The organism is Paraburkholderia sp. HC6.4b (assembly GCF_014200875.1).
GTDB classification, from domain to species: Bacteria; Pseudomonadota; Gammaproteobacteria; order Burkholderiales; family Burkholderiaceae; genus Paraburkholderia; species Paraburkholderia tuberum.
Genome location: NZ_JACHDC010000005.1, coordinates 71186 through 95930, shown reverse-complemented (window position 1 = coordinate 95930; position 24745 = coordinate 71186). Strand labels below are relative to the sequence as shown.

The 24745-nt window shown below is 65.0% G+C and carries 26 protein-coding genes; 14 read left to right on the top strand and 12 right to left on the bottom strand.

All coding sequences use genetic code 11. The features are described 5' to 3' along the window. Window positions 1-143 precede the first annotated feature (143 nt). The 3 genes from HDG34_RS09145 to HDG34_RS09135 form a co-directional block, all read right to left on the bottom strand. Window positions 144-341, bottom strand: coding sequence for a hypothetical protein (locus HDG34_RS09145; protein ID WP_184059391.1), 198 nt, complete (start codon window positions 339-341; stop codon window positions 144-146). Between the two features lie 356 nt (window positions 342-697). Continuing rightward, entirely contained in the window at window positions 698-1228 is a 531-nt protein-coding gene (locus HDG34_RS09140) for an ImmA/IrrE family metallo-endopeptidase (protein WP_184059389.1), read from the bottom strand. After that, entirely contained in the window at window positions 1225-1596 is a 372-nt protein-coding gene (locus HDG34_RS09135) for a transcriptional regulator (protein WP_184059387.1), read from the bottom strand. Before HDG34_RS09135 ends, HDG34_RS09140 begins: the two co-directional genes overlap by 4 nt. Before the next feature lie 207 nt (window positions 1597-1803). On the opposite strand from HDG34_RS09135, the gene HDG34_RS09130 reads away from it, so the two are divergent. The 3 genes from HDG34_RS09130 to HDG34_RS09120 all read left to right on the top strand — a co-directional run bounded on the left by HDG34_RS09130 (window position 1804) and on the right by HDG34_RS09120 (window position 3685). Beyond that, window positions 1804-2841, top strand: coding sequence for a hypothetical protein (locus HDG34_RS09130; RefSeq protein WP_184059385.1), 1038 nt, complete (start codon window positions 1804-1806; stop codon window positions 2839-2841). After that, the gene (locus HDG34_RS09125) at window positions 2838-3293 is read left to right on the top strand and encodes a hypothetical protein (RefSeq protein WP_311734844.1); all 456 of its coding nucleotides are present in this window, start codon (window positions 2838-2840) and stop codon (window positions 3291-3293) included. Before HDG34_RS09130 ends, HDG34_RS09125 begins: the two co-directional genes overlap by 4 nt. A gap of 134 nt (window positions 3294-3427) precedes the next feature. After that, a complete protein-coding gene (locus HDG34_RS09120; protein WP_184059383.1) occupies window positions 3428-3685 on the top strand; it encodes a hypothetical protein in 258 nt (85 codons plus the stop codon). A gap of 559 nt (window positions 3686-4244) precedes the next feature. Here HDG34_RS09120 and rng read toward each other — a convergent pair. The 9 genes from rng to upp all read right to left on the bottom strand — a co-directional run bounded on the left by rng (window position 4245) and on the right by upp (window position 12913). Then, window positions 4245-5714, bottom strand: coding sequence for a ribonuclease G (gene rng / locus HDG34_RS09115; protein ID WP_184059381.1), 1470 nt, complete (start codon window positions 5712-5714; stop codon window positions 4245-4247). A gap of 9 nt (window positions 5715-5723) precedes the next feature. Further along, window positions 5724-6353, bottom strand: a complete 630-nt coding sequence (locus tag HDG34_RS09110; RefSeq protein ID WP_184010124.1) for a nucleoside triphosphate pyrophosphatase — start codon at window positions 6351-6353, stop codon at window positions 5724-5726. A gap of 254 nt (window positions 6354-6607) precedes the next feature. Beyond that, on the bottom strand, window positions 6608-7078 hold the full coding sequence (gene rlmH / locus HDG34_RS09105; RefSeq protein WP_008919684.1) for a 23S rRNA (pseudouridine(1915)-N(3))-methyltransferase RlmH: 471 nt from the start codon (window positions 7076-7078) through the stop codon (window positions 6608-6610). 36 nt (window positions 7079-7114) lie between these two features. Then, window positions 7115-7564, bottom strand: coding sequence for a ribosome silencing factor (gene rsfS, locus HDG34_RS09100; RefSeq protein WP_018419969.1), 450 nt, complete (start codon window positions 7562-7564; stop codon window positions 7115-7117). A 4-nt stretch (window positions 7565-7568) separates the two neighbouring features. Then, window positions 7569-8291 (bottom strand): nicotinate-nucleotide adenylyltransferase, encoded by a 723-nt coding sequence (locus HDG34_RS09095; protein ID WP_221309091.1) that lies wholly within the window; start codon window positions 8289-8291, stop codon window positions 7569-7571. Window positions 8292-8334: 43 nt separating this feature from the next. Next, window positions 8335-9258 (bottom strand): oxygen-dependent coproporphyrinogen oxidase, encoded by a 924-nt coding sequence (hemF, locus tag HDG34_RS09090; RefSeq protein ID WP_184059379.1) that lies wholly within the window; start codon window positions 9256-9258, stop codon window positions 8335-8337. A 292-nt stretch (window positions 9259-9550) separates the two neighbouring features. After that, window positions 9551-10834, bottom strand: a complete 1284-nt coding sequence (gene purD, locus HDG34_RS09085) for a phosphoribosylamine--glycine ligase (protein WP_184059377.1) — start codon at window positions 10832-10834, stop codon at window positions 9551-9553. Window positions 10835-10938: 104 nt separating this feature from the next. Next, window positions 10939-11667 carry a YebC/PmpR family DNA-binding transcriptional regulator gene (locus HDG34_RS09080; protein ID WP_018419973.1) on the bottom strand — a complete coding sequence of 243 codons (729 nt, stop codon included), beginning with the start codon at window positions 11665-11667 and terminating at the stop codon, window positions 10939-10941. A 595-nt stretch (window positions 11668-12262) separates the two neighbouring features. Beyond that, window positions 12263-12913: a uracil phosphoribosyltransferase gene (gene upp, locus HDG34_RS09075; protein ID WP_026225693.1), complete on the bottom strand. Its 651-nt coding sequence runs from the start codon at window positions 12911-12913 to the stop codon at window positions 12263-12265. A 216-nt stretch (window positions 12914-13129) separates the two neighbouring features. On the opposite strand from upp, the gene HDG34_RS09070 reads away from it, so the two are divergent. The 11 genes from HDG34_RS09070 to sugE all read left to right on the top strand — a co-directional run bounded on the left by HDG34_RS09070 (window position 13130) and on the right by sugE (window position 24597). Next, complete coding sequence (locus HDG34_RS09070; RefSeq protein WP_090803723.1) at window positions 13130-13909, top strand: SDR family oxidoreductase; 780 nt, start codon at window positions 13130-13132, stop codon at window positions 13907-13909. 101 nt (window positions 13910-14010) lie between these two features. Then, window positions 14011-14400: a methylglyoxal synthase gene (locus HDG34_RS09065; protein ID WP_013088898.1), complete on the top strand. Its 390-nt coding sequence runs from the start codon at window positions 14011-14013 to the stop codon at window positions 14398-14400. Between the two features lie 53 nt (window positions 14401-14453). Then, on the top strand, window positions 14454-15428 hold the full coding sequence (locus tag HDG34_RS09060; RefSeq protein ID WP_184059374.1) for a quinone oxidoreductase: 975 nt from the start codon (window positions 14454-14456) through the stop codon (window positions 15426-15428). A 181-nt stretch (window positions 15429-15609) separates the two neighbouring features. Next, a complete protein-coding gene (locus tag HDG34_RS09055; RefSeq protein WP_018419977.1) occupies window positions 15610-15720 on the top strand; it encodes a hypothetical protein in 111 nt (36 codons plus the stop codon). Continuing rightward, window positions 15720-15812, top strand: coding sequence for a K(+)-transporting ATPase subunit F (kdpF, locus tag HDG34_RS09050; protein ID WP_013088901.1), 93 nt, complete (start codon window positions 15720-15722; stop codon window positions 15810-15812). Before HDG34_RS09055 ends, kdpF begins: the two co-directional genes overlap by 1 nt. After that, window positions 15809-17614, top strand: a complete 1806-nt coding sequence (gene kdpA / locus HDG34_RS09045; RefSeq protein WP_184059372.1) for a potassium-transporting ATPase subunit KdpA — start codon at window positions 15809-15811, stop codon at window positions 17612-17614. The genes kdpF and kdpA overlap by 4 nt, the downstream gene beginning before the upstream one ends. A 92-nt stretch (window positions 17615-17706) precedes the next feature. Continuing rightward, window positions 17707-19818 (top strand): potassium-transporting ATPase subunit KdpB, encoded by a 2112-nt coding sequence (gene kdpB, locus HDG34_RS09040; protein ID WP_184059370.1) that lies wholly within the window; start codon window positions 17707-17709, stop codon window positions 19816-19818. 39 nt (window positions 19819-19857) lie between these two features. After that, window positions 19858-20436, top strand: coding sequence for a potassium-transporting ATPase subunit KdpC (gene kdpC, locus HDG34_RS09035; RefSeq protein ID WP_090803729.1), 579 nt, complete (start codon window positions 19858-19860; stop codon window positions 20434-20436). A gap of 152 nt (window positions 20437-20588) precedes the next feature. Then, on the top strand, window positions 20589-23483 hold the full coding sequence (locus HDG34_RS09030) for a DUF4118 domain-containing protein (RefSeq protein WP_184059368.1): 2895 nt from the start codon (window positions 20589-20591) through the stop codon (window positions 23481-23483). Next, complete coding sequence (gene kdpE, locus HDG34_RS09025; protein WP_176109149.1) at window positions 23476-24174, top strand: two-component system response regulator KdpE; 699 nt, start codon at window positions 23476-23478, stop codon at window positions 24172-24174. The genes HDG34_RS09030 and kdpE overlap by 8 nt, the downstream gene beginning before the upstream one ends. A 102-nt stretch (window positions 24175-24276) precedes the next feature. Further along, on the top strand, window positions 24277-24597 hold the full coding sequence (gene sugE, locus HDG34_RS09020) for a quaternary ammonium compound efflux SMR transporter SugE (protein ID WP_184059366.1): 321 nt from the start codon (window positions 24277-24279) through the stop codon (window positions 24595-24597). Window positions 24598-24745 lie beyond the last annotated feature (148 nt).

The following is a 24745-nucleotide window of genomic DNA, read 5'->3' as shown; positions in this document are numbered from 1 at the left end:
GCGAGCAAGGCAGGATTCGTCGGAAACGTCGGCACGAGCCACGTCGAGCTTTGAAAAACAGCGCTGTGTCGCGTGTTTTCCCGAAACGATGATCAAAATGAAGAAGCCGCAGGGGACACGAATGCCCACGCGGCCCCAATCATTTACTTCTTCGGCGGTTTTCCTGCGCCGTTGTGCGCGGGTCGGTTCAGTTGATACGTCTGCTTCGGCTTCGGCGTCGGCGGGAAGCGCTCCCCTTTCACTACGGTCCGCTCTTGCCCCGTGTCGCCACCTTGAGGCCCCTTGATCCCGTATTCGCCCGATCGCTGCGCGATTGCGCCTGGTTTGAAGTTGCTTGCCATATCGTAATTTCCAAGTTGATTGAATATCTTCGGCGTTACAGGGGCCGGGTCATACCCGGCCCCGTGTCACTAGTTAAGCGCTTGGTGCTGACCGCCAGTGTTGACAGACATGTTCCCGCCGGCCGAACCGGACACGAACATAGCTGCTTACACGGACGACCTTCGGGTGCAGGCTCTTTGCGAACATGCAACACCTCCGTAAAGCGCGCCCCGATAGAAACTCACAACTTGACTGTCCGGAAATGGATACCTATTATTCCGGTCGCACACAGGTAGGTCGCGAGGGAACGCCAGGAGCGGTTTGGCATTCCTTTGCTGCAGGCGCATTGGAGAGTTGGCGCTCTTCAATGCGCTTTTTATTTTCCCGCAGCGTACGGCTTGAGTTGATACTCCGCAGCGTCGTACGACACCCCACACTCGCGGGTAACGTCGACCGCGCTCATGCCGACTACAAGGTGTTTCGGGACCAGCAGTTCTCCCTGAAACGCTTTGGCCTGCCATTCCGGATCTTCATACGACTTGAGTTCGCCTCCGAAATGACGGTGCAAGGCGGGCGATCGAGCGTGCAACAGGTAGTGCCCCGCTTCGTGCGCAACTGTCCCGCGATCCCGGCCTTCATCTGCATATGCCCGGTCGTAAATGTCCTCGCGGATCTTAATGCATACTGAATCGCCATCCCGTTCGGTTAGCCCATGCGAGTCGCCAAGCTCATCATATTCCGCCACTTCGAAGTGGTATTTCTTATCCAGGCGCGGAAACGCATGTTCGACCAGTTGAAGCACAGGGAACCATAACCTGCCTTCCAGGCCCAACGACCGCCGAAGATTGTGGGCAACCACCCTGATTTCGGCGCGCTTCATCGGCAAAGCACGGAAGGCATGCATCATTTATCTCCCTTCGGCTTGAACAAGAACATGTTCTGTTTCAACTGCGAAAGCTCTTCGTCGGACAGTTCATTGAAGCGGCGAGCAAGCGCCACGGCAACGCCACGCCGGTCTGCCGACTGTCCGTCCAGGTCGATCGTGACGCTTCGTTGCGATTCGTCGATCGCTTTCCGAAGCTTCAATGCTTCTTTCTTCGGAAGGGCGTACATCAAAGACAGTTTTGTGCCCCATTCGGCCGGAACGCTCTTCTTGCCAGTTTCCACGGCCGACAGGAACGCCGATGTAACCAGCAGCTTTTCCGCCATGTCCTTGAGCAGCTCCGAGTGCTGGTGCCGCAAGCTACGGACAAACTCCCCAAACGCAGTAATCATGATTTCCCCCTCGCGACCACGTGAAATAACCTCATGAGGTTAATTTAACCTCATGAGGTTATTTCGTCAACCCCCACCGGTTAACGCGTGCCGACTGAGATACACGGCTCGTTAGGCCCCACCCGAAGACCTGGAGGCCATATCCCGAAAACCCAGCGCGGCAATCATCTGCTAGGTTTACGCCGTCACACGGATAGAGACCATCGTATGCCCTGGAACTCGCTAGAAATTCCGCTGGAGTGCAGCTGGCAGTGCACGCTGCATGCCGCCAGCCAGTATCACAGCATGGAGCGAGAACGGCGCAGCAGCCTGTTTTGGGATCGAGATAGCAGCCGCTCGCGAGGCTGGTCGTCGTTCATGAGGGACGACAGGCGGGACGAAGAAGACGCGCGCAGGCAGCTTGAACAGGACCGGCGGGATTTCGACAGGTATTTCCGGCCACGCCTGGACCTGCGGACGATCACGGGCGGTCAGGCTCTACGCGAAATCCAGATCTATGTCAGGGATGCGCTGGGTCTCGCGCACTGGAACCTGCCGACCGACAACGCGAGTATCGAGCGCGTTCTCAGGCAGGCGGTGAATGATGGGCGGCTCGTCCCGGTGGTCCACCGTGACCGGCGTTCCGCGCTGGGGCGTGTGTACAGCCCCACCCCTGCACCGCTGCGCTGGCCGTCATCAGGGGGTGGAGGTGGAACCTACTGGAGCCGCTCACCCAATCTGTTTCCGCCCGGCATCACCTCATTCAACGGCGAGCCGGTCCTGTCAGGCCCGTACGATCCGGCCACGTGGGAATCGCGACTGGTCGCCGCGCGCGCTGCGATGGGCGGCAGTAGCAGCGGCGGCGCCCTGCTTGGGGTAGTCGAGGCCGTGGCCGGTGCACTTGTCGGCGGCAACGCGGACATGGGCGAAGGTGACGGTGTGGCCGAGGGGTTCGCTGAATCGGCCGAGGGTACATCGACGCCGTTCAGCGGTGCGCATCCGTTCGAGTACGGCGACGACGCTGTGTCCGGTGATTCCTTCGATCTTGCGGGCAACCTGACGCCTAACAAGGGCGCGGCCGGCAGCTGGTACACGAACCCCGGCAGCGGCCAAATGCGGATGTACGGGCAAGACGGTTTTCCAGTCGTTGATTTTGATTTCGACCACGACCACGGGCAAGGCATCCCGCATGCCCACAACTGGGAGGACGCGGGCGGCCCCTTTCCCATTCGTGGGCCCGGTGTGCGGTTTTCGCCGCTACCGTGAACGCCGGTAGCCGACCATCCTGCAAGCAATCACACCCTTTCCTACCTTTGCCACTCATGAAAACCAGACATAGCTATCACGACGCCGAGCTGGTCGGCTGCGCATATTCGCGCACGGATTCCACCCTGCTGCTCAGCTTCGAATGCGCGGACGGCGCTGTGCCGAAACTGTTGTTCTCCGGAGTCTCGGCCGTACGCATCAACGATTTCTGCCAGCAGAACGTGGTGTCGCGCCTGCTCATTTCGACGTCGCATGCGTTCGCGTCCGACGAGATTCGCACCTATGTAAATTGGGCAAACAGCCAGCACGACTATCGCGCAGCGATGACGGACGAGAAAGCGCAGACAATCGATGCAGCCATTGCTGCAAAAAAGTCCATCCTGTTCGTACTGGAGCCGTCCGTCGGTGCGGAAGTCGTCGCGGTGTGCCACGGGGTTCAGGAGATTGATTGACCTCCCTCGCGTCGCGAGAGGGAGGCGCTGCTTCGAACCGGGGAAATCCCGCTTCTAAAGATCAAGCGCGCCGCCGGCCGGGTCCAAAACCGCTTCGATGCCATCACACATTGACCGATACGAAGGAGTAACCGATGTCTCTGCTGAAAAGCCGCGTTACCGCGACCGACAGGAAGCTCGACGAACTGAAGCAGACCCGCAAGGTCGCTGACAAAGCGCGCCGCCAGGCGCACAAGCAGACGAAGGCGGACCGCGAGCGCAAGGTGCAGCTCGTCGGCGAAGCGGTTCTGCGGCGCGTGGATCGCGGCGAGTGGGCTGAGGCTGAATTCAGGCAGATGATGGACGATGCGCTATCCCGGCCCGCCGACCGGGCGCTGTTCGATCTGGATTGAACGAGACACGGCGAGGCATGGCGGCAGCGTGTCGCTGTGCGCCCTATGATGTAACCGACACCGTTACGTCACAGGCAAACCGTCAAGAATCGGGATAGGCTAGCGACGGCTCGGCGCGAGGCCGTAAGACGCATCGCGTATAGCCTTGCCGACAGCGGCAACTATGCAGACTGTCAGGCGGTTGAAAAAGCGCTTCGCGCCCGTTATGGCGTGCTTAATTCCCGCCAGCTGCTTGCCAATCCGATCGTGCGTGCCACAATTGATCAACGCTGCGACGCCGCGCGGCCGAAACATCACGCAGCATGACGAGCAACGAATGCAGACCTAACCGGCAGCCCATGGCCGCATGGAGCGCCTATGTCCTTGCCGCGACCCTTTTATCGTTGATCGCTATTGGCGCGATTCTGCTCGATGGGTGGACATCACTGGGCGAATGTCGATAGAGCGTCATCAGTACAGGAAGGGCTCGCCGGAGCGATCCGTGCGGGCCTTTCTTTTCTGAGTTCGAATTCTGACGGTCACGGGAACGGCCCGTTGATCCTCGTTCAGCATTTGGCGATTACATCAACACAATGTCATACTGCTCCTGACTCAAATTCGACTCCACCTGCAACGACACCGGCTTGCCGATGAAATCGATCAGCATCGCCAGATGCTGCGACTCTTCCTCGAGAAACAGATCGATCACCTGCTGCGAAGCGACCACGCGAAACTCGCGCGGATTGAACTGCCGCGACTCGCGCAAAATCTCCCGCAACACGTCATAGCACACCGTGCGCGCAGTCTTCACTTGCCCCTTGCCCTGGCAAATCGGGCAAGGCTCGCACAGCACATGCGCGAGCGACTCACGCGTACGCTTGCGCGTCATCTCGACGAGCCCGAGTTGCGAGAAACCATTGACGGTCACCCGCGTGCGATCGCGCGACAACGCCTTCTTCAATTCGCCTAGCACCTGGTCGCGATGCTCGACGTTTTCCATATCGATGAAATCGATGATGATCACGCCGCCAAGATTCCTTAGCCGCAGTTGCCGCGCGATGGTATGCGCGGCTTCGAGGTTGGTCTTGAAGATCGTGTCGTCGAAGTTGCGCGCGCCGACGTAGCCGCCGGTGTTCACATCGATCGTCGTCATCGCCTCGGTCTGGTCGATCACGAGGTAGCCGCCCGACTTCAAATCCACGCGACGCGATAGCGCGCGCTGAATCTCGGCCTCGATGTTGTACAGATCGAACAGCGGCCGCTCGCCGGTGTAGTGGTGCAGCTTCGACGATACCGCCGGTGTGAACTCGGCCGCGAAATCGGCGAGCATCTGATGCGTCTCGCGCGAATCGACCTGGATGCGCGACGTTTCATCGTTGACGAAATCACGCAGCACGCGCTGCGCGAGATTCAGATCCTGGTAGAGCAGGCTGGTGGGCGGCATGCGCTGCCCCTGCGACAGAATCGTCGCCCATGTCTTGCGCAGATACGCGACGTCGGCTGCGAGCTCTTCGCTCGTCGCATCCTCGGCGATCGTGCGCACGATGTAGCCGCCTTTCTCGTCGGCGGGCAGCACGGCGGTCAGACGCGCACGCACGGCCTCGCGCTCGGCTTCGCTTTCGATTTTCTGCGAGATGCCGATGTGCGGCTCCTGCGGCAGATACACGAGCGTGCGCCCGGCGATGCTCACTTGCGTGGACAGCCGCGCGCCCTTGGTGCCGATCGGGTCCTTGACGACCTGCACCATCAGCGTCTGACCTTCGAAGACGATCTTTTCGATCGGCTGATGCGGTGTTTGATGTTGCGCTTCGCCGGCGATGCGCGGATGCCAGATGTCGGCGACATGAAGAAACGCGGCGCGTTCGAGGCCGATGTCGATGAACGCCGATTGCATGCCGGGCAGCACGCGCACGACCTTGCCGAGATAGACATTGCCGACGCGGCCGCGCGACAGCGTTCGTTCGACATGAAGTTCCTGGACGGCGCCCTGTTGAACGAGCGCGACGCGCGTTTCCTGCGGCGTGACATTGATCAGGATTTCTTCATTCATGGTGTTGTTCTAGAAGTCGATGCGCGCTGCACGCAGGAGGGCAGCGGTTTCAAAAAGCGGCAAACCCATAATACCCGAATAGGACCCGTCTATATGCTCGATAAACTCCGCCGCGCGTCCCTGCACGCCATACGCCCCCGCCTTGCCGAGCGGCTCACCGCTCGCCGCGTAGCGACGCAACGCGTCTGCGTGCACTGCAGCAAAACGCACCTTCGAGACCGACAACGCCGCGGGCAGCAGCGCGCCGTTGGCATCGATCACGGCGAGCGCGGTCAGCACTTCGTGCGTGCGGCCCGCGAGACGTGTGAGCATGGCGACCGCATCGTCGGCATCGATGGGCTTGCCGAGAATCGCGTCGTCGATCGTGACGGTGGTGTCGGCGACGAGTATCGGCCGCACCTCGTGACCGCCGTCGAGGAGCCGCGCGCGGGCCGCCTGCGCCTTCGCGATGCACACGCGCTGCACGTAGTCGCGCGCGTGTTCGCCGGGCCGTTCGGCTTCGAGCGCTTCGGCGTCTTCATCGGGGCGCGGCAGCAGCAGTTCGAAACGCACGCCGAGCTGTTGCAGCAGTTCCTGGCGGCGCGGACTTTGCGAGGCGAGGTAGACGAACGGATGCAGCGAAGCGGAGGGCGTGGGCATGAACGGGTCTCGATGGAGCGGGAAACGGATGGCGCGAGTGGTGAACGCGGGTGGGCGTGCAAGAGTGAGCGGGGCGAGGTTGACCCGGTGATCCGATCGATGCGCTGCAGCCATTAGCGGCATCGATGCACGGCGCGTCGGGCGCATCATCGCATGAAGCAGCCGCAATACGCTCAAGCGTATGGAGCTGAGCGCCCGCGACGCGTCAGCAGCAACGAATCGTTGCCAGGCGTCGCCGCGCGAGGCTCCAGCACCTACGCGCGATGATACGGATGGTTTTGCGTGATGGTCCACGCCCGATAAAGCTGTTCGGCCAGCAGCACGCGCACCATCGCGTGCGGCAGCGTGAGGCTCGACACACGCAGCATCATATCGGCGCGTGCCTTCAGCTCGGGATCGAGCCCGTCCGCGCCGCCGATCAGAAAGGCCACGTCGCGGCCGTCTTGCTGCCAGCCCGGCAACGCGCCCGCGAGCTGCATCGTGGTCCAGTCCTTGCCGCGTTCGTCGAGCGCGACGATGCGTGCGTTCTTCGGCAACGCGGCTTCGATCTTCTGCCGTTCGGCGGCCATCACGCTTTCGGCCGAACGGCCCGACGAGCGCTGCTCCGGTTTGATCTCGCGCAGTTCGATGCGCAACTCCGGCGGCATGCGTTTCGCGTATTCGTCGAAGCCGGTCGCGATCCAGTCCGGCATCTTGTGGCCGACGGCGAGGATATGCAGTTTCATCGCGAGGACAGTAGCGGTGTGCCTGACACGGCCCGCTTACTTGCGGCGCGCCGTGGTCTTGCGCGCGGGCTTCGCGGCCGGCGCTTCCTCGTCTTCCTCGTCGTCGGGCTCGCTTGCGCGCGCGCCGCCAAACGGATTCGGCGTCGACAGCTTGATGCGCACCGGCTTGTCGCCCCAGATTTCCTCGAGGTTGTAGTACTGGCGCAGCGCCGGCTGCAGGATGTGCACGATCGCGTCGCCGCAATCGACCAGCACCCATTCGCCGATATCCTCGCCCTCGGTGCTGATGATCTCGCCGCCGGCTTCCTTCACGCCTTCGCGCACGCTCGACGCGAGCGCCTTGGTTTGCCGGTTCGACGTGCCGCTCGCGACGATCACGCGATCGAACAGCGAGGTCAGGTGGCTGGTGTTGAACACTTTGATGTCTTGCGCCTTGACGTCTTCGAGAGCGTCGACGATTACGCGTTGCAGTTTGCGAATATCCATGGAGTTACCGGTGGTACAGATGATGTTGAAGAATATAGTCCCACACCGCGGCGGGGACGTGACTCGCGGCCCGATCCTGGCTTGTGCCGCCCGCACCCGCGTGGGCGAGCCGCTGGTTGACCTGCTCGCGCAGATGCGCGCGAATGTCGGTGGCCGATACGTTGAACGCGAGCGTCGTGTCGATCAGCAGATGGCCGCAGGGTGTGGCCTGCAGCACGTCGGCGCGCGCACGGCGCGCGGCGATTTCCTTGGCGACCGCGGGGGCGACCGACGCGAGGTCGAAGCCGGGCCGCGTGGCCGCGCCGATATGCGCGAGCTCGAACAGGCGCCGCCAGTCGCGCCATGTGTCGAGATGCACCAGTTGATCCGCGCCGATCAGCAGCGTGATCGATGCGTCGTCGCCTTCGCGCTCGCGCCAGCATTGCAGCGTCTCGACCGTGTAGGTCGCGCCAACGTGCTCGATTTCGTCGGTCGCGACGCGTACCGTCACGCCGGGGATCGCGAGCGACGCGGCCGCCGCGCGCGTCATCGCGAGCCGATGTTCGGCGGGCGACACGTCGGCTTTCTGCCACGGCTGGCCGGCCGGCAGCAGCACCAGTTCGGTCAGCCGCAGCACGTCGGCGAACCGCCGCGCAAGCGCGAGGTGGCCGTCGTGGATCGGATCGAATGTGCCGCCCAGCAGACCGATCCGGCGAGGCAGGGCGACAGGGTGAGCGTTCGGCTTCAGGTGAGGGTCCTTTGTCGTGACCGTAAGCGAGACAGGTGGCGCGTCATACCCACTCGCGCGGCACGAGGAAATCGCTGTACAAACGCGCTTCCGGCGTGCCCGGCTCGGGGTGCCAGTCGTAGCGCCAGTTCGCCACGGGCGGCATCGACATCAGGATCGATTCGGTGCGTCCGCCGCTCTGCAGCCCAAACAGTGTGCCACGGTCGAAGACCAGATTGAACTCGACGTAGCGGCCGCGCCGGTAAGCCTGGAACGCGCGCTCGGCTTCGCCGTACGGCGTGTCGCGGCGCCGCTCGATGATCGGCAGGTACGCCTTGAGAAAGCCTTCGCCGACGCTTTTGAGCATCGCGAACGATTGCTCGAAGCCCGGCACCGAGAAATCGTCGAAGAAAATCCCGCCGATGCCGCGCGGCTCGTTGCGGTGCTTCAGGAAGAAGTACTCGTCGCACCAGCGCTTGAAGCGCGGGTACAGATCCGCGCCATACGGCGCGAGCGCGTCGCGGCAGACCTGATGGAACTGCCGGGCGTCCTCTTCGTAGCCGTAGTAGGGCGTCAGGTCCATGCCGCCGCCGAACCAGAACACCGGTTCTTCGCCTTCCCTCGTCGCGACGAGCAGGCGCACGTTCATGTGCACGGTCGGGCAGTGCGGATTGTGCGGATGCAGCACGAGCGACACGCCCATCGCCTCGAAGCCGCGCCCGGCCAGTTGCGGCCGCGCGGCGCTTGCCGAGCCCGGCAGCGCGTCGCCCGCGACGTCCGAGAAGCCGATGCCCGCGCGCTCGAAGAACTGGCCGCCTTCGAGAATCCGCGTGACGCCGCCGCCGCGCAGCTTCTCGCCGGGCGCGCGCTGCCACGCGTCGGTAGCGAACGCGGAGCCGTCGAAGGCGCCGAGCGTGTCCGCGATATGCGATTGCAGGCCTTGCAGCCAGCTGCGCACGGCTTGTGCGTCGTAGCTCGAATTGCTCATGAATGCAGGTGCTGGGGCGGCACGCTCGTCGTGCCGCGGGTTCTTCGAAAGAAAGCGATGGCCGCGTTCGCGCCGGGTCTCTGCGAACTTGGACCGCTGGTTCGGATTGCCTGGTTGCCGGAGGCGAACATCAGAGGCGGCTTGCCGCTTCAGTCGATTCGCGGGCTCCGGGCCCGTCTGCCGCGACGAGCGGGACAGATTCAGTGTAGCGCGCGTCGTGTAACGTGCCCGCACGGCGGCGCCTGTGGCACCGGCAGTGCGCCGCCCGCACGGCGTCCAGCGCTAGCGAAGCTTACTTGCCGTCGTGCTTGCGGTTGAGCGCGCGATAGCCGATGTCGCGGCGGTACTGCATGCCGTCGAACGCGATCTGGTTGATCGTGTGGTACGCGGCCGCCTGCGCGGTGCGCACCGAATCCGCGAGACCGACGACGCACAGCACGCGCCCGCCCGAGGTGGTCAGCTTGCCGTCCGTCAGCGTGGTGCCGGCGTGGAACGTGACTGAATCCGCGGTTTCGGCGGGAATGCCGTTGATGCGGTCGCCCTTCCTCGGCGTGTCCGGGTAGTTGTGCGCGGCGAGCACGACACCGAGCGCGGTGCGGCGGTCCCATTCGAGCTCGACGGTGTCGAGCGTGCCGGCGATCGCGTGTTCCACCACTTTCGAATAGTCGCCTTTCAGACGCGCCATGATCGGCTGCGTTTCGGGGTCGCCCATCCGGCAGTTGAACTCGAGCGTCTTCGGGTTGCCTTGCGCGTCGATCATCAGGCCCGCGTACAGGAAGCCGGTGTAGCGGATACCTTCCTTCTCCATGCCGCGCACGGTCGGCAGGATGATTTCGCGCATCACGCGCGCATGCAGCTGCGGCGTGACGATCGGCGCGGGCGAGTAGGCGCCCATGCCGCCCGTGTTCGGGCCCTGGTCGCCGTCGAGCAGACGCTTGTGATCCTGGCTCGACGCGAGCGCGAGCACGTGCTTGCCGTCCACCATCACGATGAAGCTCGCTTCCTCGCCGGCGAGGAACTCCTCGATTACGACGCGCGCGCCGGCGTCGCCGAGCTTGTTGTCCGACAGCATCATGTCGACCGCGGCGTGCGCTTCTTGCAGCGTTTGCGCGACCACCACGCCTTTGCCGGCGGCGAGGCCGTCGGCCTTGATCACGATCGGCGCGCCCTTGGCGTCCAGATACGCGTGCGCGGCGGCGACGTCGGCGAAGGTTTCGTACTCGGCCGTCGGGATGCCGTGGCGCTTCATGAACGCTTTGGCGAAATCTTTCGAGCTTTCGAGCTGGGCGGCCTCTTTGGTCGGCCCGAAGATCTTCAGACCGCGCGAGCGGAACAGGTTGACGATGCCTGCCGCGAGCGGCGCTTCCGGCCCGACCAGCGTGAACGCGATCTGTTCTTTTTCGACGAAATCAGCGAGCGCGGCCGGCTCGGTGATGTCGAGGTTGAGCAGACGCTCATCCTGAGCGGTGCCGCCGTTGCCCGGCGCGACGTAGACGAGCTGGACCCGCGGCGATTGCGCGAGCTTCCATGCCAGCGCATGTTCGCGACCGCCGGAACCGACGACGAGTAACTTCATGTGAATCCCCGAGACTTGAAAACCATAAACGGCCGAGCGGTGTGCTCAGCCGTGCAATAAACCATCAACAGCAAGGGCAAACGATGCCAGAGCCCGGCGCGCCATCACTCGCCGGCGATCGACGCGTTTGTATAGACTTCCTGCACGTCGTCCAGATTTTCCAGCGCGTCGAGCAGCTTCTGCATTTTCACGGCATCGTCGCCGGTGAATTCGACTTCGGTCTGCGGCTTCATCGTGACTTCGGCCAGTTCGGCCTTGAAGCCCGCCGTTTCGAGTGCAGCCTTCACTTTCGAAAAATCGTTCGGCGGGCACAGCACCTCGATACTGCCGTCCTCGTTCGTCACGACGTCGTCGGCGCCCGCTTCGAGCGCGGCTTCCATCAGCGCGTCTTCGGCGGTGCCGGGAGCGAACAGGAACTGGCCGACGTGATCGAACATGAACGACACCGAGCCGTCGGTGCCCATGTTGCCGCCGTTCTTCGAGAACGCGTGACGCACTTCCGCGACCGTGCGGGTGCGGTTGTCGGTCATGGTGTCGACGATCACCGCCGCGCCGCCGATGCCATAGCCTTCGTAGCGGATTTCCTCGTAGTTCGCGCCGTCCGCGCCGCCGACACCGCGCTGGATCGCGCGGTTGATGTTGTCTTTCGGCATGTTGGCGTCGTACGCCTTGTCGACCGCGAGCCGCAGACGCGGGTTCGAGTCGATTTCGCCGCCGCCCAGACGGGCCGCAACCTGGATTTCCTTGATGAGCCGCGTCCAGACCTTGCCGCGCTTGGCATCGGCCGCTGCTTTCTTATGCTTGATGTTGGCCCATTTCGAATGACCCGCCATACTTTTCTCCGTCGCGCGCGCCAGCGGGGCGCACGCATAGTGCAATTGTCGTTGCGATGTCGGGCGCCTCGCGTGTTGCGCCTCGATGTCAATCCGTCAGGTGAAAGGCTGCCGGCCGCTTGTGCTTGTCGCTCGTGTTGGCCCGTCGAGGCGGCCACCTGTGCCGCCGATCTCAGCCTGGCCGTTCCCGCGCGTCGTTCCGCGCTTGCCCGCCGGTAGGTGTTCGTGCCGGTTCGTGCATGATCGGCCGGCCAGGCGGAGCCGCAGGGCGGCAACGCGGCGGAGCGGCGCAGCTTGCGCGGCCAGGCGCCGCATGACCTGATGCGAAAGCGCGGGGCGCCAGTCGAAATTGCAGGCGGTGGTGCGAGTGATCGTGCGGGTCGAGGCGCTCCGTCGAGCGGATTCGAATTTTATCATGCCGCGAGGGTGCGGCAGAGGGGGCCGCGCCGCGAAACCGGCCGCAAATGCCATGAAATCGACGCGAAAATGAATGGAGGCGGCGCGGATGTGTCGCCGCGAGGGCCGGATGCGGGCGAAAGCGGGGCCGGTTCCGGGGCGGCGGCATCGCCAGGCCACCCCGCTGGCCCCCGGCGCGTCAGTTCTTCGTACCGAACAACCGGTCGCCCGCGTCGCCCAGGCCCGGCACGATGTACGCATGCTCGTTCAGATGCGAATCGAGCGACGCGATGAACAGCTTGACGTCCGGGTGCGCGTCCTGGAACACCTGCACGCCCTCGGGCGCGGCGACGAGCGCGAGGAACATGATGTTCTCGGCCGCCACGTTGCGGCGCTTGAGCACATCGACCGCGTGCACGGCCGAGTAGCCGGTCGCGACCATCGGATCGCAGAGGATGAACACGCGGTCTTCGAGGTCCGGCAGCCGCACCAGGTATTCGACCGGCCGATGATCCTCCGCGCGATACACGCCGATATGGCCGACGCGCGCCGACGGCACCAGCTCGAGCAGGCCGTCCGACATGCCGACGCCCGCGCGCAGCACCGGCACGATCGCGAGCTTCTTGCCGGCGATCACCGGCGCGTCGATCTCGACGAGCGGCGTGGTGATGCGGCGCGTGGTCATTGGCAGGTTGCGGGTGATTTCGTAGCCCATCAGCAGCGTGATTTCGCGCAGCAGTTCGCGGAACGTGCGGGTCGACGTGTCCCGGTCGCGCATGTGCGACAGCTTGTGCTGGATCAGCGGGTGATCGAGGATGAAGAGATTGGGGAAACGGCTGTCCTGGGTCATGGCGGGCTCGCGCGCGGCGGCAAGGTGGATCGGTTCGGCGCGCTCATCCGTTGGCTCAGTCCGCGCTCGAAGGTCGGACGAACGGTGGAAAAGCGCGCCACCGCGCGAGTTTACCGAAAGAGTACCGCCCGGCGATACCTGAGATTGTAGCGACGCGGCACAGTCCGGCACCGATTCTTCTAGAATCTGGGGAAACTTCGCCACGAGGGCATACACATGGACATGGGAATCGCAGGACGCCGCGCGCTGGTTTGCGCGGCGAGCAAAGGTCTGGGACGCGGCTGCGCGGAAGCGCTCGCCGCCGAGGGCGTCGACCTGACGATCGTCGCGCGCACCGCCGAAACGCTCGAAGCGACCGCCGAGGCGATCCGCAAGCAGAGCGGCGTCGAGGTGAAGACCGTCGCATGCGACATCACCACGCCTGAAGGGCGCGCGGCCGCGCTCGCGGCCTGCCCGCAGCCGGACATTCTCGTCAACAACGCGGGCGGTCCGCCGCCGGGCGATTTCCGCAACTTCACGCACGAGGACTGGATCCGCGCGCTCGAAGCCAACATGCTGACGCCGATCGAGCTGATCCGTCAGACCATCGACACGATGAGCGCGCGCGGCTTCGGGCGCATCGTCAACATCACGAGCTCAGCGGTGAAGGCGCCGATCGACGTGCTCGGTCTGTCGAACGGCGCGCGCTCCGGCCTGACCGGTTTCGTCGCGGGGCTCGCGCGCAAGGTCGCGCCGACCGGCGTGACGATCAACAACCTGCTGCCGGGCCTGTTCGATACCGACCGTATCGCGGTCACGTTCGAGGCGCAGGCGAAGACGCACAACATTTCGATCGACGAAGCGCGCAAACAGCGCATGAAGACGATCCCCGCCGGCCGCTTCGGTAATCGCGAAGAATTCGGCCGCGCCTGCGCGTTCCTGTGCAGCACGCACGCGGGTTACATCACCGGGCAGAACTGGTTGATCGACGGCGGCGCCTATCCCGGTACGTACTGAGCTGGTGCGTACCGAGCAGGCCCGTACCGAGCCGCCGCGCGCGAACGACACCCGTCACATCACAACAACGATAGCCACAAGGGTTTGAGGAGTCTTACGTCATGAGCACCCGCATAGCGCTGATCGCGCACGATCACAAGAAGGACGACATCGTCAAACTGGCCGGCGAATACGTCGACACGCTCGCGCGCTGCGAGATCGTCGCAACCGGCACGACCGGCGGACGCATCAGCGACGCGCACGGCCTGACGGTCGAGCGCATGCTGTCGGGCCCGCACGGCGGCGACCTGCAGATCGGCGCGCAGCTCGCCGAAGGGCGCGTCGACATGGTGATTTTCCTGCGCGACCCGATGACGCCGCAGCCGCACGAGCCGGACATCAACGCGCTAGTGCGCGCGTGCGACGTGCACAACATTCCGTGCGCGACGAACATTTCGACCGCCCGCATGGTGCTCGACGTGCTGACGCTGCGCCTGTCCGGCGAGGCGTGAGCGCGCGCGTCGCCGCACCCACATCCATACAGATGACAGATGAAGGAGACGTGATGGTCAAGGCAATCCGTTTCGACAAAACCGGCGGCCCCGAAGTCATGAAATGGGTCGACGTCGAGGTGGGCGAGCCCGGCGCGGGCGAGATCCGCATTCGCCAGACGGCGGTCGGCCTCAATTACATCGACGTGTATTTCCGCACCGGTCTGTATCCGCTGCCGCTGCCGGGAGGACTCGGCATGGAAGCGGCCGGCGAGGTCAGCGCGGTGGGCTCGGGCGTGACCGGTCTGAAGGTCGGCGATCGCGTCGCGTACGTCGCGCGGCCGCCCGGCGCGTATGCGCAGGAGCGCGTGCTGCAGGCCGCGCTGGTCGTCAAGCTGCCCGATGCGATCAGCGACGAGCAGGCCGCGTCGGTGATGCTGCAAGGCTTGACTGCGCAATATCTGCTGCGCCGCACGTATCGCGTGAAGGCCGGTGACACGATCCTCATTCAGGCCGCAGCGGGCGGCGTCGGCCTGCTCGTGTGCCAGTGGGCGAAGGCGCTCGGCGCGACGGTGATCGGCACGGTCGGTTCCGACGAGAAAGCCGAGATCGCGAAAGCGCACGGCTGCGATCACGCGATCGTCTATACGCGCGAGAACTTCACGAAGCGCGTACGCGAGATCACCAACGGCGCGGGCGTGCCGGTCGTCTACGATTCGATCGGCAAGGACACCTTCGAAAAATCGCTCGACTGTCTCGCGCCGCTCGGCCTGTTCGTGAGCTTCGGCAACGCGTCGGGTCCGCTGCCGCCGATCGATTCGTCGGAATTCGCGGGACGCGGCTCGCTGTTCTTTACACGACCGACGCTCTTCACCTATATGGCGAAACGCAGCGACTACGAGGCGATGTCGGCCGAGCTGTTCGACGTGCTGAGCTCGGGCAAGGTCAAGACGAGCATCAATCAGCGCTATGCGCTGCCGGACGTCGGGCAGGCACATGCGGACCTCGAAGGGCGCCGCACGACGGGGTCGACGATCCTGCTGCCGTAAAGAAGTGGCAGCGCGGCCTCGGGCTGCGCTGCACGTCATCCATCAGGGCCGTTTCATCGCGAGATGAAACGGCCTTGTCCGTTTACGCGATTTTTACGCGCACCCCACGATCTTTGACCAGCCCTTTAGGCCGATCGGCATACCGTTCTATCCATCCAAAGTCCGTGAATGGAGAACGAGAATGGATGTGCTGTATGTCGGGGGCCTGGCGCTGTTTGCCTTGCTGACCTTTGGGCTGATTGGCGGCTGCGAGAAGCTGATGCAGTTGCGCCGCGGACAAGGAGCGCGCTGATGACCTGGATGCTGTGGCTGGCCGGCGCGTCCACCGCGCTGCTGTTCGTCTATCTCGTGTATGCGCTGCTGCGCGCGGAGGACATTGAATGAACACGAACGATGTCCTGCAGGCGAGTCTTTTTATTGTCGTGCTACTGGCCGCGGCGGTGCCGATGGCGAGCTATCTCGGCGCCGTGATGGACGGCAGTTCGCGCGTGGTGCGCTTCGGCGCGCCGCTCGAACGGCTGCTTTACCGTATCGCGGGCGTCGATCCAGCGGCGGAAATGGGCTGGAGGCACTACGCGGTCGCCACGCTCGCATTCAACGTGCTCGGCGCGGCGTTCCTGTACGTGCTGCTGCGCGTGCAAGGGTGGCTGCCCGGCAATCCGCAGCAGTTCGGCGCGATGTCGGTCGACAGCGCGTTCAACACCGCGGTCAGCTTCGTGACCAACACCAACTGGCAGGACTACACGCCCGAGCAGACCGTCGGCTATCTGACGCAGATGCTCGGCCTGACCGTGCAGAACTTCCTGTCGGCGGCGACCGGCATCGTCGTCGTGTTCGCGTTGATGCGCGGCTTCGCGCGTCATACGGCGAAGACGATCGGCAACTTCTGGGTCGACATCACGCGCGTGACGATGTACGTCCTGCTGCCGATGGCGGCGATCATCGCCGCACTGCTGATGAGTCAGGGCGTGATCCAGAACTTCAAGGCATATCAGGAGGTGCCGACGCTGCAGACCACCACCTACGCCGCGCCGAAGCTCGACGCGCAAGGCAATCCGGTGAAGGACGCGAAGGGCGATCCGGTGACGCTCGACACGCCCGTGAAGACGCAGACCATCGCGATGGGCCCGGTCGCGTCGCAGGAAGCGATCAAGATGCTCGGCACCAACGGCGGCGGCTTCTTCAACGGCAACTCCGCGCATCCGTACGAAAACCCGACGCCGTTCTCGAACTTCGTACAGATCATCTCGATCCTGATCATCCCGGCGGCGCTCGCGCTCGTGTTCGGCCGCGTGATCGGCGACCGGCGGCAGGGCGTCGCGGTGCTCGCGGCGATGACGATCGCGTTCGGCGTTTGCGTGTTCGGCGAGATCAGCGCCGAGCAGAGCGGCAATCCCGCGTTCACGGCGCTCAACATCGACCAGTCGGCGAACGCGCTGCAGGCGGGCGGCAATGCGGAGGGCAAGGAAACGCGCTTCGGCATCGCGCAGTCGGGCATCTTCACGGTCGCGACGACGGCGGCTTCGTGCGGCGCGGTCGACAACATGCACGATTCGTTGACGCCGCTCGGCGGCCTGTATCCGATGCTGCTGATCCAGCTCGGCGAAGTGATCTTCGGCGGTGTCGGTTCCGGCATGTACGGGATGCTCGTGTTCGCGCTGCTCGCGGTGTTCGTCGCGGGACTGATGATCGGGCGTACTCCTGAATATGTCGGCAAGAAGATCGAGGCCTACGAGATGAAGATGGTGTCGATCGTCGTGCTGCTCACGCCGCTGCTCGTGCTGGTGGGCACCTCGATCGCGGTGCTCAGCGAGGCGGGCAAGGCCGGCATCGCAAACCCTGGCGCACACGGCTTCTCCGAGATCCTCTATGCGTTCAGCTCGGCGGCGAACAACAACGGTAGCGCGTTCGCGGGTCTCACGGTGAATACGCCGTTCTACAACTGGCTCACCGCGATCGCGATGTGGTTCGGGCGCTTCGGCACGATCGTGCCGGTGCTCGCGATCGCCGGTTCGCTCGCCGCGAAGAAGCGCATCGCCGTCACCGGCGGCACGCTGCCGACGCACGGACCGCTGTTCGTCGTGCTGCTGCTCGGCACGGTGCTGCTGGTCGGCGCGCTGACCTATGTCCCGGCGCTCGCGCTCGGTCCCGGCGTCGAGCAACTGATGATGATCGGCGCGCACTGACCCACGGCAGTGACCCACGGCAGCGAGCCAACGACCGAACAGGCGCTTGCACGCCGCAAGCCTGCAAGCGCCCACGGACATTCGAGGATTCAATGACTGAACATAACGCTACCCGGTCCATGTTCGACCCGGCGCTGCTGCGCCCGGCGATCGTGGACTCCTTTAAAAAGCTCACGCCGCGCACGCAGTTTCGCAACCCGGTGATGTTCTGCGTGTACGTCGGCAGCATCCTGACGACCATTCTGTGGATCGCCGCGCTCGGCGGTCAGGCCGAGGCGCCCGCGGGCTTCATCCTCGCGGTCACGCTGTGGCTGTGGTTCACGGTGCTGTTCGCGAACTTCGCGGAGGCGCTCGCCGAAGGCCGCTCGAAAGCGCAGGCCGCGTCGCTGCGCAGCGCGAAGAGAGACGTGATGGCGAAGAAGCTCAACGAGCCGCATCCGAAGTCGCCGATCCGCATCACGACCGCGACCGATCTGCGCCGTGGCGACGTCGTGCTGGTCGAGACCGGCGACGTGATCCCGGCCGACGGCGAAGTGATCGAGGGCGTCGCTTCGGTCGACGAATCGGCGATCACCGGTGAATCGGCGCCGGTGATCCGCGAGTCGGGCGGCGACTTTTCGTCGGTGACGGGCGGCACGCGGGTGCTGTCGGACTGGATCGTCGTGCGCGTCACGGCCAACCCGGGCGAGGCGTTCCTCGACCGCATGATCGCGATGGTCGAAGGCGCGAAGCGTCAGAAGACGCCGAACGAAATCGCGCTCACCATCCTGCTCGTCGCGCTGACCATCGTGATGCTGCTCGCCACCGCGACGCTGCTGCCGTTCTCGATGTTCTCCGTCGAAGCCGCGAAAGCGGGCCACGTGGTGACGATCACCGCGCTCGCCGCGCTGCTCGTGTGTCTGATCCCGACGACGATCGGCGGCCTGTTGTCGGCGATCGGCGTGGCCGGGATGAGCCGCATGATGCAGGCGAACGTGATCGCGACCTCGGGCCGTGCCGTCGAAGCGGCCGGCGACGTCGACGTGCTGCTGCTCGACAAGACGGGCACGATCACGCTCGGCAACCGCCAGGCGTCGCAGTTTCTGCCCGCGCCGGGTCTGACCGAAGAGGCGCTTGCCGATGCCGCGCAGCTGTCGTCGCTTGCCGACGAAACGCCGGAAGGCCGCAGCATCGTCGTGCTCGCGAAGCAGCGCTTCAATATCCGTCAGCGCGATATGGCCTCGCTGCATGCGGTGTTTCTCGCGTTCACGGCGCAGACCCGCATGAGTGGCGTCGATCTGTCTCCGCAAGGGACTCCGTACGGGACTCATGGCCGTGAAATCCGCAAGGGCGCGGCCGATGCGGTCAAGCACTATGTCGAAGCGAACGGCGGCCGTTTCCCGAACGAAGTCAGCAACGCGGTCGCCGATGTCGCGCGACGCGGCAGCACACCGCTGGTGGTTGCCGAGAAAGGCGAGCAGGGCGCGCGCGTGCTCGGCGTGATCGAGTTGAAGGACGTCGTGAAGGGCGGCATCAAGGAGCGCTTCGCCGAGCTGCGCAAGATGGGCATCAAGACCGTGATGGTGACGGGCGACAACCGCCTGACCGCCGCCGCGATCGCGGCCGAAGCGGGCGTCGACGACTTCCTTGCCGAGGCGACACCCGAAACGAAGCTCGCGACGATTCGCGCGCATCAGGCCGAAGGGCGTCTGGTCGCGATGACCGGCGACGGCACCAACGACGCGCCCGCGCTCGCGCAGGCCGACGTCGCGGTCGCGATGAACACCGGCACGCAGGCGGCAAAAGAGGCCGGCAATATGGTCGATCTCGATTCGAATCCGACCAAGCTGATCGAGATCGTCGAGATCGGCAAGCAGATGCTGATGACGCGCGGGTCGTTGACCACGTTCTCGATCGCCAACGACGTCGCCAAGTACTTCGCGATCATTCCGGCCGCGTTCGCATCGACGTATCCGGCGTTGAACGCGCTGAACGTGATGCATCTCGCGACGCCGACCTCGGCAATCATGTCGGCGGTGATCTTCAACGCGCTGATCATCGTGCTGCTGATTCCGCTGGCGCTGAAGGGCGTGCGCTATCGCGCGCTAGGCGCTGCGATCCTGCTGCGCCGCAATCTGCTGATCTATGGCCTTGGCGGGATCATCGTGCCGTTCATCGGCATCAAGCTGATCGATATGGTGCTCGCCGCGTTCGGTTGGGTTTGAGCGCAGTGACCATGTGATGAAAAGGGAAAGAGACCCATCATGAAAAATCTGTTCCGTCCGCTGATCGTGATCTTCGCGGTGCTGACCGCGATCACAGGACTCGCCTATCCCGCCGTGATGACCGCGTTCGGCCAGGCGGCGTTCCACGAACAGGCCAACGGCAGCCTCATCGAGCAGAACGGCAAGGTGGTCGGCTCACAGCTGATCGGCCAGCAGTTCGACGCGCCCCAGTACTTCTGGGGCCGGCTGTCGGCGACGAGCCCGATGCCGTACAACCCGCAAAGCTCGGGCGGCTCGAACCTCGGGCCGAACAACCCCGCGCTGCTCGACGAGATCAAGGGCCGTCTCGCGGCGCTGAAGGCGGCGGGCACCGACATGTCGAAGCCGGTGCCGGTCGATCTGGTCACGTCGTCGGGCAGCGGGCTCGATCCGGAGATCAGTCCGGCCGCGGCCGCGTATCAGCTCGAGCGGGTCGCGCAGGCCCGTCACCTCGCGCCGAACGACGTGCAGGCGCTCGTCGAGCGCTACACGACGGGGCGCCAGTTCGGCGTGCTCGGCGAGCCGCGCGTGAATGTGCTGAAGCTCAATCTCGCGCTCGATGAAATGAAGCGCGGCTGACACTGAACGCATCGACGACGCACCAGCCGCAATTGCGGTTCATCGATGAAACAGCGGCGTTTCGCGTGGCGCCGCGCCGCCATTTGCGGGCCGGCGCGGGCCGTGCCACCATGCAGACACCGCCGCTCGTACGACTATCAAAACCACTGCGCATGAACCGCCCCGATCCTGACCAACTGCTCGACAAGCTGCAGCGCGACGAAGAAAAACGCCAGCGCGGCCGGCTGAAGGTTTTCTTCGGCGCGTCGGCCGGCGTCGGCAAGACCTATGCGATGCTGCAGGCCGCGAGCCGCCGCCAGCAAGAAGGTCTCGACGTGCTGGTCGGCATCGCCGAAACGCATGGACGCAGCGAAACCGCCGCGTTGCTCGCGGGGCTCGACGTGCTGCCGCTCGCGCAGATCGAGTATCGCGGCCGCAAGCTCGGCGAGTTCGATCTCGACGCCGCGCTCGCGCGCAAGCCGCAACTGATCCTCGTCGACGAACTCGCGCATTCGAACGTGCAGGGCGCGCGTCATCTGAAGCGCTGGCAGGACGTCTACGAACTGCTCGACGCGGGCATCGACGTTTATACGACCGTCAACGTGCAGCATCTGGAGAGCCTGAACGACGTGGTCGGCCAGATCACCGGCATCCGGGTGTGGGAGACCGTGCCCGATCGCGTGTTCGATCATGCCGACGAAGTCACGCTCGTCGATCTGCCGGCCGAGGAACTGCTCGACCGCATGCGCGACGGCAAGGTCTACATGGCGCAGCAGGCGGAGCGCGCGGTGCGCAACTTCTTTCGCAAGGGCAACCTGATCGCGCTGCGCGAACTCGCGCTGCGCCGCACCGCCGATCGGGTCGACGCGCAGATGCGCGAGTACCGCGCCGATCGTTCGATCCAGCGTATCTGGCAGGCGCGCGAGCGGCTGCTGGTGTGCGTCGGTCCTGGTCCCGAAGCGCCGGCGCTGGTGCGCTCGGCGGCGCGCCTCGCCGCGAGCCTGAGGGCCGACTGGCTCGCGGTCTATGTCGAAACGCCCGCGTTGCAGCGCCTGCCCGACGCGCGCCGCGAACGCACGTTGAACGCGCTGAAGCTCGCCGCCGAGCTCGGCGCCGAAACCGCGACGCTCGCCGCCACCGATGCGCTCGACGCGCTGATCGGTTACGCGCAGGCGCGCAACGTATCGAAGCTGGTGGCGGGCGCATCGTCGCGCACGGGCGCGAGCCGCTGGCTGCGCCGGCCGCTGGGCGAGCGCATCGCCGAGAAGAGCGGCGATCTCGATCTCACGCTGATTCGCGTGTCGTCGGAGCGGGACGGCGGCGAGCAGCGGCGGCTGTTGAACACGACCGCGAACGCGTGGCGCGAGGCGTTGAGCGCGGCCCGCGAGCGTCGCTCGCCGCCGCGCGCGTACGCGTTCGCGCTCGCGATCGGCGCGGCGATCACGTTGCTGTCGAGCCAGTTGATCGACCGCATCGATCTGACCAACCTCGTGATGCTGTATCTGCTCGGCGTGATCTTCACCGCGGTGAAGCTCGGGCGCGGGCCGGGTGTCGTGCTGTCGTTCGCGAGCGTCGCCGCGTTCGATTTCTTCTTCGTGCCGCCGCGCATGTCGCTGTCGGTCTCCGACACGCAATACCTGCTGACGTTCTTCGGCATGCTGCTGACCTCGCTCGTGATCAGCCATCTGACTTCGAGCCTGCGCCACGAGGCGAGCGTCGCGCGACGCCGCGAGCAGCGCACCGGCGCGATGTATGAGATGGCGCGCGAGCTCGCCGCGGCGCTCGCGACCGAGCAGATCGTCGGCATCGGCACCCGGCACGTGAGCGAGGTGTTCGGCGCGCGTGTGGCGATCCTGCTGCCCGACAGCGCCGACCAGATCAAACAGAAGATCGAGGACCCCGACGCGGCGATCACGCTCGAAGGCGACGCGCTCGATCTCGACGTCGGCCAATGGGTCTACGATCAGCAGAAGCCGGCCGGCCACGGCACCGATACGCTGCCGGCCGCCGCGGCGCTGTATCTGCCGCTGAAGGCGCCGATGCGCACGCGCGGCGTGCTCGCGGTGGTCGTGCGTGACGAGCGTGAGCTGACCGTGCCCGAACAGCGCCGCATGCTCGATGCGTTCGCCGCGCAGATCGCGCTCGCGCTCGAACGGGTGCACTACGTCGATATCGCGCGCGATGCGCTCGTCAACATGGAGTCGGAGCGGCTGCGCAATTCGCTGCTGTCGGCGATTTCGCACGATCTGCGCACGCCGCTGACGACGATAGTCGGGTTTTCGTCGATGCTCGCACAGGGGCGGCAGGCGGGACAGGGCCGGACAGCAGGCGAGGTGAATGCTTCTTTGCGGACCGACGCGCAATCCGCCGCGCGGCGTGACGACGAACTCGTCGACGCAATCCACGAAGAAGCGCTGCGCATGACCGGCATCGTCACGAATCTGCTCGACATGGCGCGCTTGCAGGCCGGCAGCCTGCAACTGAACCAGCAATGGACGCTGCTCGAGGAGACCGTCGGCGCCGCGCTGCGCGCGTGCAAGCGTGTGCTCGCGGATCATCCGGTGCGGGTTACGCTGCCCGCCGATCTGCCGCTGCTGCATCTCGACGCGGTGTTGATGGAGCGCCTGTTCTCGAACCTGTTCGAGAACGCGGCCAAATACACGGCGTCCGGCACGCTGCTCGCGATCGGCGCGCAGCAGATCGACGCGGACGGCACGCCGTTCGTGCGCATCACGATCGACGACAACGGCCCCGGCCTGCCCGCCGGCATGGAAGCGCGCGTGTTCGAGAAGTTCACGCGCGGCGAGAAGGAGTCGGCGAAACCAGGCATCGGCCTTGGGCTCGCGATCTGCCGCGCGATCGTCGAGGCACACGGCGGTACAATCGGCGCGCTCAACCGGCTGGCCGCGGATGGCCACGTCGAGGGCGCGCGCTTCTGGTTCACGCTGCCGGTCAAGACGCCGCCCGACGCACCCGAGACGTTTGATACGCTCGAAGACGAAGGCGCAGCCACCGACACCGACACCGCCGCCGACCTCAACCCGCTCACCCGCCCCGCCCATGAGTGACCTGAGCATCACCGTCGTTCTGATCGAAGACGAGAAGCAGATTCGCCGCTTCGTGCGCACGGCGCTCGAAGGCGAGGGCATCGCCGTGTACGACGCCGAGACCGGCAAGCAGGGGCTCGTCGAAGCGGCGACGCGCAAGCCCGATCTCGTGATCGTCGATCTGGGCCTGCCCGACACCGACGGCCTCGACGTGATCCGCGAGCTGCGCGGCTGGAGCGAGCTGCCGGTGATCGTGCTGTCGGCGCGTACCCAGGAAAGCGAAAAGGTCGCCGCGCTCGACGCAGGCGCCGACGATTACCTGACCAAGCCGTTCGGCGTGTCCGAGTTGCTTGCGCGGATCCGCGCGCATCTGCGGCGGCGCAATCACGGCGGCGCGAACGAATCGCCGCAGGTGCGTTTCGGTGCGGTCACCGTCGACCTCGCGCTGCGCCAGGTTACGCGCGACGGCGCCGCGGTTCATCTGACGCCGATCGAATACCGGCTGCTCGCGACGCTCGTGCGCCATGCGGGCCGCGTGCTCACGCACCGGCAGTTGCTGCGCGACGTGTGGGGGCCGTCGCACGTCGAGAGTCACCACTATCTGCGCATCTACATGGCGCATCTGCGCGGCAAGCTCGAGCGCGATCCGGCGCAGCCGGAGCATATCGTCACGGAGACCGGCGTCGGGTACCGGCTGGTGGGCGCGGTGTGAATTCGTCCGCGATGCCGCTTCGCTATAATCTCCCGACGTAAGGACGACCTTGCGCCTGCATCAATCATCGGGGACGGCCCCATTTTTCATGGAGCTGTGTCGATGTCCTGGTTTCTTCTCCTGATTGCCGGTCTGCTCGAAGTCGCGTGGGCGGCCGGTCTCAAAACTTCCGAAGGTTTCACCCGCTTGTGGCCGTCCGTCTTCACGGTCGTGACCTCGCTCGGCAGCTTCGTGCTGCTCGCGCTCGCGATGCGCCAGTTGCCGCTCGGCACAGCCTATGCTGTCTGGACAGGGATCGGCGCGGTCGGCGCGTTCATCTTCGGCGTCGTGATGATGGGCGAGGCGTTGACGGTCGCGCGCGTCGCCAGTGCGTCGCTGATCGTGATCGGTCTCGTCGGCCTGAAGCTGTCGTCGGGGCACTGACCGGGCGGCCACGTCCGCTCGGGGCGCGGCCGCCATTGCCTGCAAGCCACAGCGAAGGCTTCGCCGCTCTGCGTTCTGCGAATTATCGTAGCTATAATGAGACAGAAACGACCTTGAAATTGCCCGCGGCCTGGCTGGCGCGGCCAGC

Excerpts from the sequence above, each read along its gene's own strand:
- upp (WP_026225693.1), bottom strand. The coding sequence starts at position 12,913 with ATGACCCAGGACAGCCGTTTCCCCAATCTCTTCATCCTCGATCACCCG.
- hemF (WP_184059379.1), bottom strand. The coding sequence starts at position 9,258 with ATGAGCAATTCGAGCTACGACGCACAAGCCGTGCGCAGCTGGCTGCAA.
- HDG34_RS09120 (WP_184059383.1), top strand. The coding sequence starts at position 3,428 with ATGTCTCTGCTGAAAAGCCGCGTTACCGCGACCGACAGGAAGCTCGAC.
- rlmH (WP_008919684.1), bottom strand. The coding sequence starts at position 7,078 with ATGAAACTGCATATCCTCGCCGTCGGCCACAAGATGCCGGACTGGATC.
- kdpB (WP_184059370.1), top strand. The coding sequence starts at position 17,707 with ATGACTGAACATAACGCTACCCGGTCCATGTTCGACCCGGCGCTGCTG.
- kdpA (WP_184059372.1), top strand. The coding sequence starts at position 15,809 with ATGAACACGAACGATGTCCTGCAGGCGAGTCTTTTTATTGTCGTGCTA.
- kdpF (WP_013088901.1), top strand. The coding sequence starts at position 15,720 with ATGACCTGGATGCTGTGGCTGGCCGGCGCGTCCACCGCGCTGCTGTTC.
- HDG34_RS09135 (WP_184059387.1), bottom strand. The coding sequence starts at position 1,596 with ATGATTACTGCGTTTGGGGAGTTTGTCCGTAGCTTGCGGCACCAGCAC.
- HDG34_RS09070 (WP_090803723.1), top strand. The coding sequence starts at position 13,130 with ATGGACATGGGAATCGCAGGACGCCGCGCGCTGGTTTGCGCGGCGAGC.
- HDG34_RS09140 (WP_184059389.1), bottom strand. The coding sequence starts at position 1,228 with ATGATGCATGCCTTCCGTGCTTTGCCGATGAAGCGCGCCGAAATCAGG.
- HDG34_RS09145 (WP_184059391.1), bottom strand. The coding sequence starts at position 341 with ATGGCAAGCAACTTCAAACCAGGCGCAATCGCGCAGCGATCGGGCGAA.
- rng (WP_184059381.1), bottom strand. The coding sequence starts at position 5,714 with ATGAATGAAGAAATCCTGATCAATGTCACGCCGCAGGAAACGCGCGTC.
- rsfS (WP_018419969.1), bottom strand. The coding sequence starts at position 7,564 with ATGGATATTCGCAAACTGCAACGCGTAATCGTCGACGCTCTCGAAGAC.
- HDG34_RS09065 (WP_013088898.1), top strand. The coding sequence starts at position 14,011 with ATGAGCACCCGCATAGCGCTGATCGCGCACGATCACAAGAAGGACGAC.
- HDG34_RS09060 (WP_184059374.1), top strand. The coding sequence starts at position 14,454 with ATGGTCAAGGCAATCCGTTTCGACAAAACCGGCGGCCCCGAAGTCATG.
- sugE (WP_184059366.1), top strand. The coding sequence starts at position 24,277 with ATGTCCTGGTTTCTTCTCCTGATTGCCGGTCTGCTCGAAGTCGCGTGG.
- purD (WP_184059377.1), bottom strand. The coding sequence starts at position 10,834 with ATGAAGTTACTCGTCGTCGGTTCCGGCGGTCGCGAACATGCGCTGGCA.
- kdpE (WP_176109149.1), top strand. The coding sequence starts at position 23,476 with ATGAGTGACCTGAGCATCACCGTCGTTCTGATCGAAGACGAGAAGCAG.
- HDG34_RS09110 (WP_184010124.1), bottom strand. The coding sequence starts at position 6,353 with ATGCCCACGCCCTCCGCTTCGCTGCATCCGTTCGTCTACCTCGCCTCG.
- kdpC (WP_090803729.1), top strand. The coding sequence starts at position 19,858 with ATGAAAAATCTGTTCCGTCCGCTGATCGTGATCTTCGCGGTGCTGACC.
- HDG34_RS09130 (WP_184059385.1), top strand. The coding sequence starts at position 1,804 with ATGCCCTGGAACTCGCTAGAAATTCCGCTGGAGTGCAGCTGGCAGTGC.
- HDG34_RS09080 (WP_018419973.1), bottom strand. The coding sequence starts at position 11,667 with ATGGCGGGTCATTCGAAATGGGCCAACATCAAGCATAAGAAAGCAGCG.
- HDG34_RS09055 (WP_018419977.1), top strand. The coding sequence starts at position 15,610 with ATGGATGTGCTGTATGTCGGGGGCCTGGCGCTGTTTGCCTTGCTGACC.
- HDG34_RS09030 (WP_184059368.1), top strand. The coding sequence starts at position 20,589 with ATGAACCGCCCCGATCCTGACCAACTGCTCGACAAGCTGCAGCGCGAC.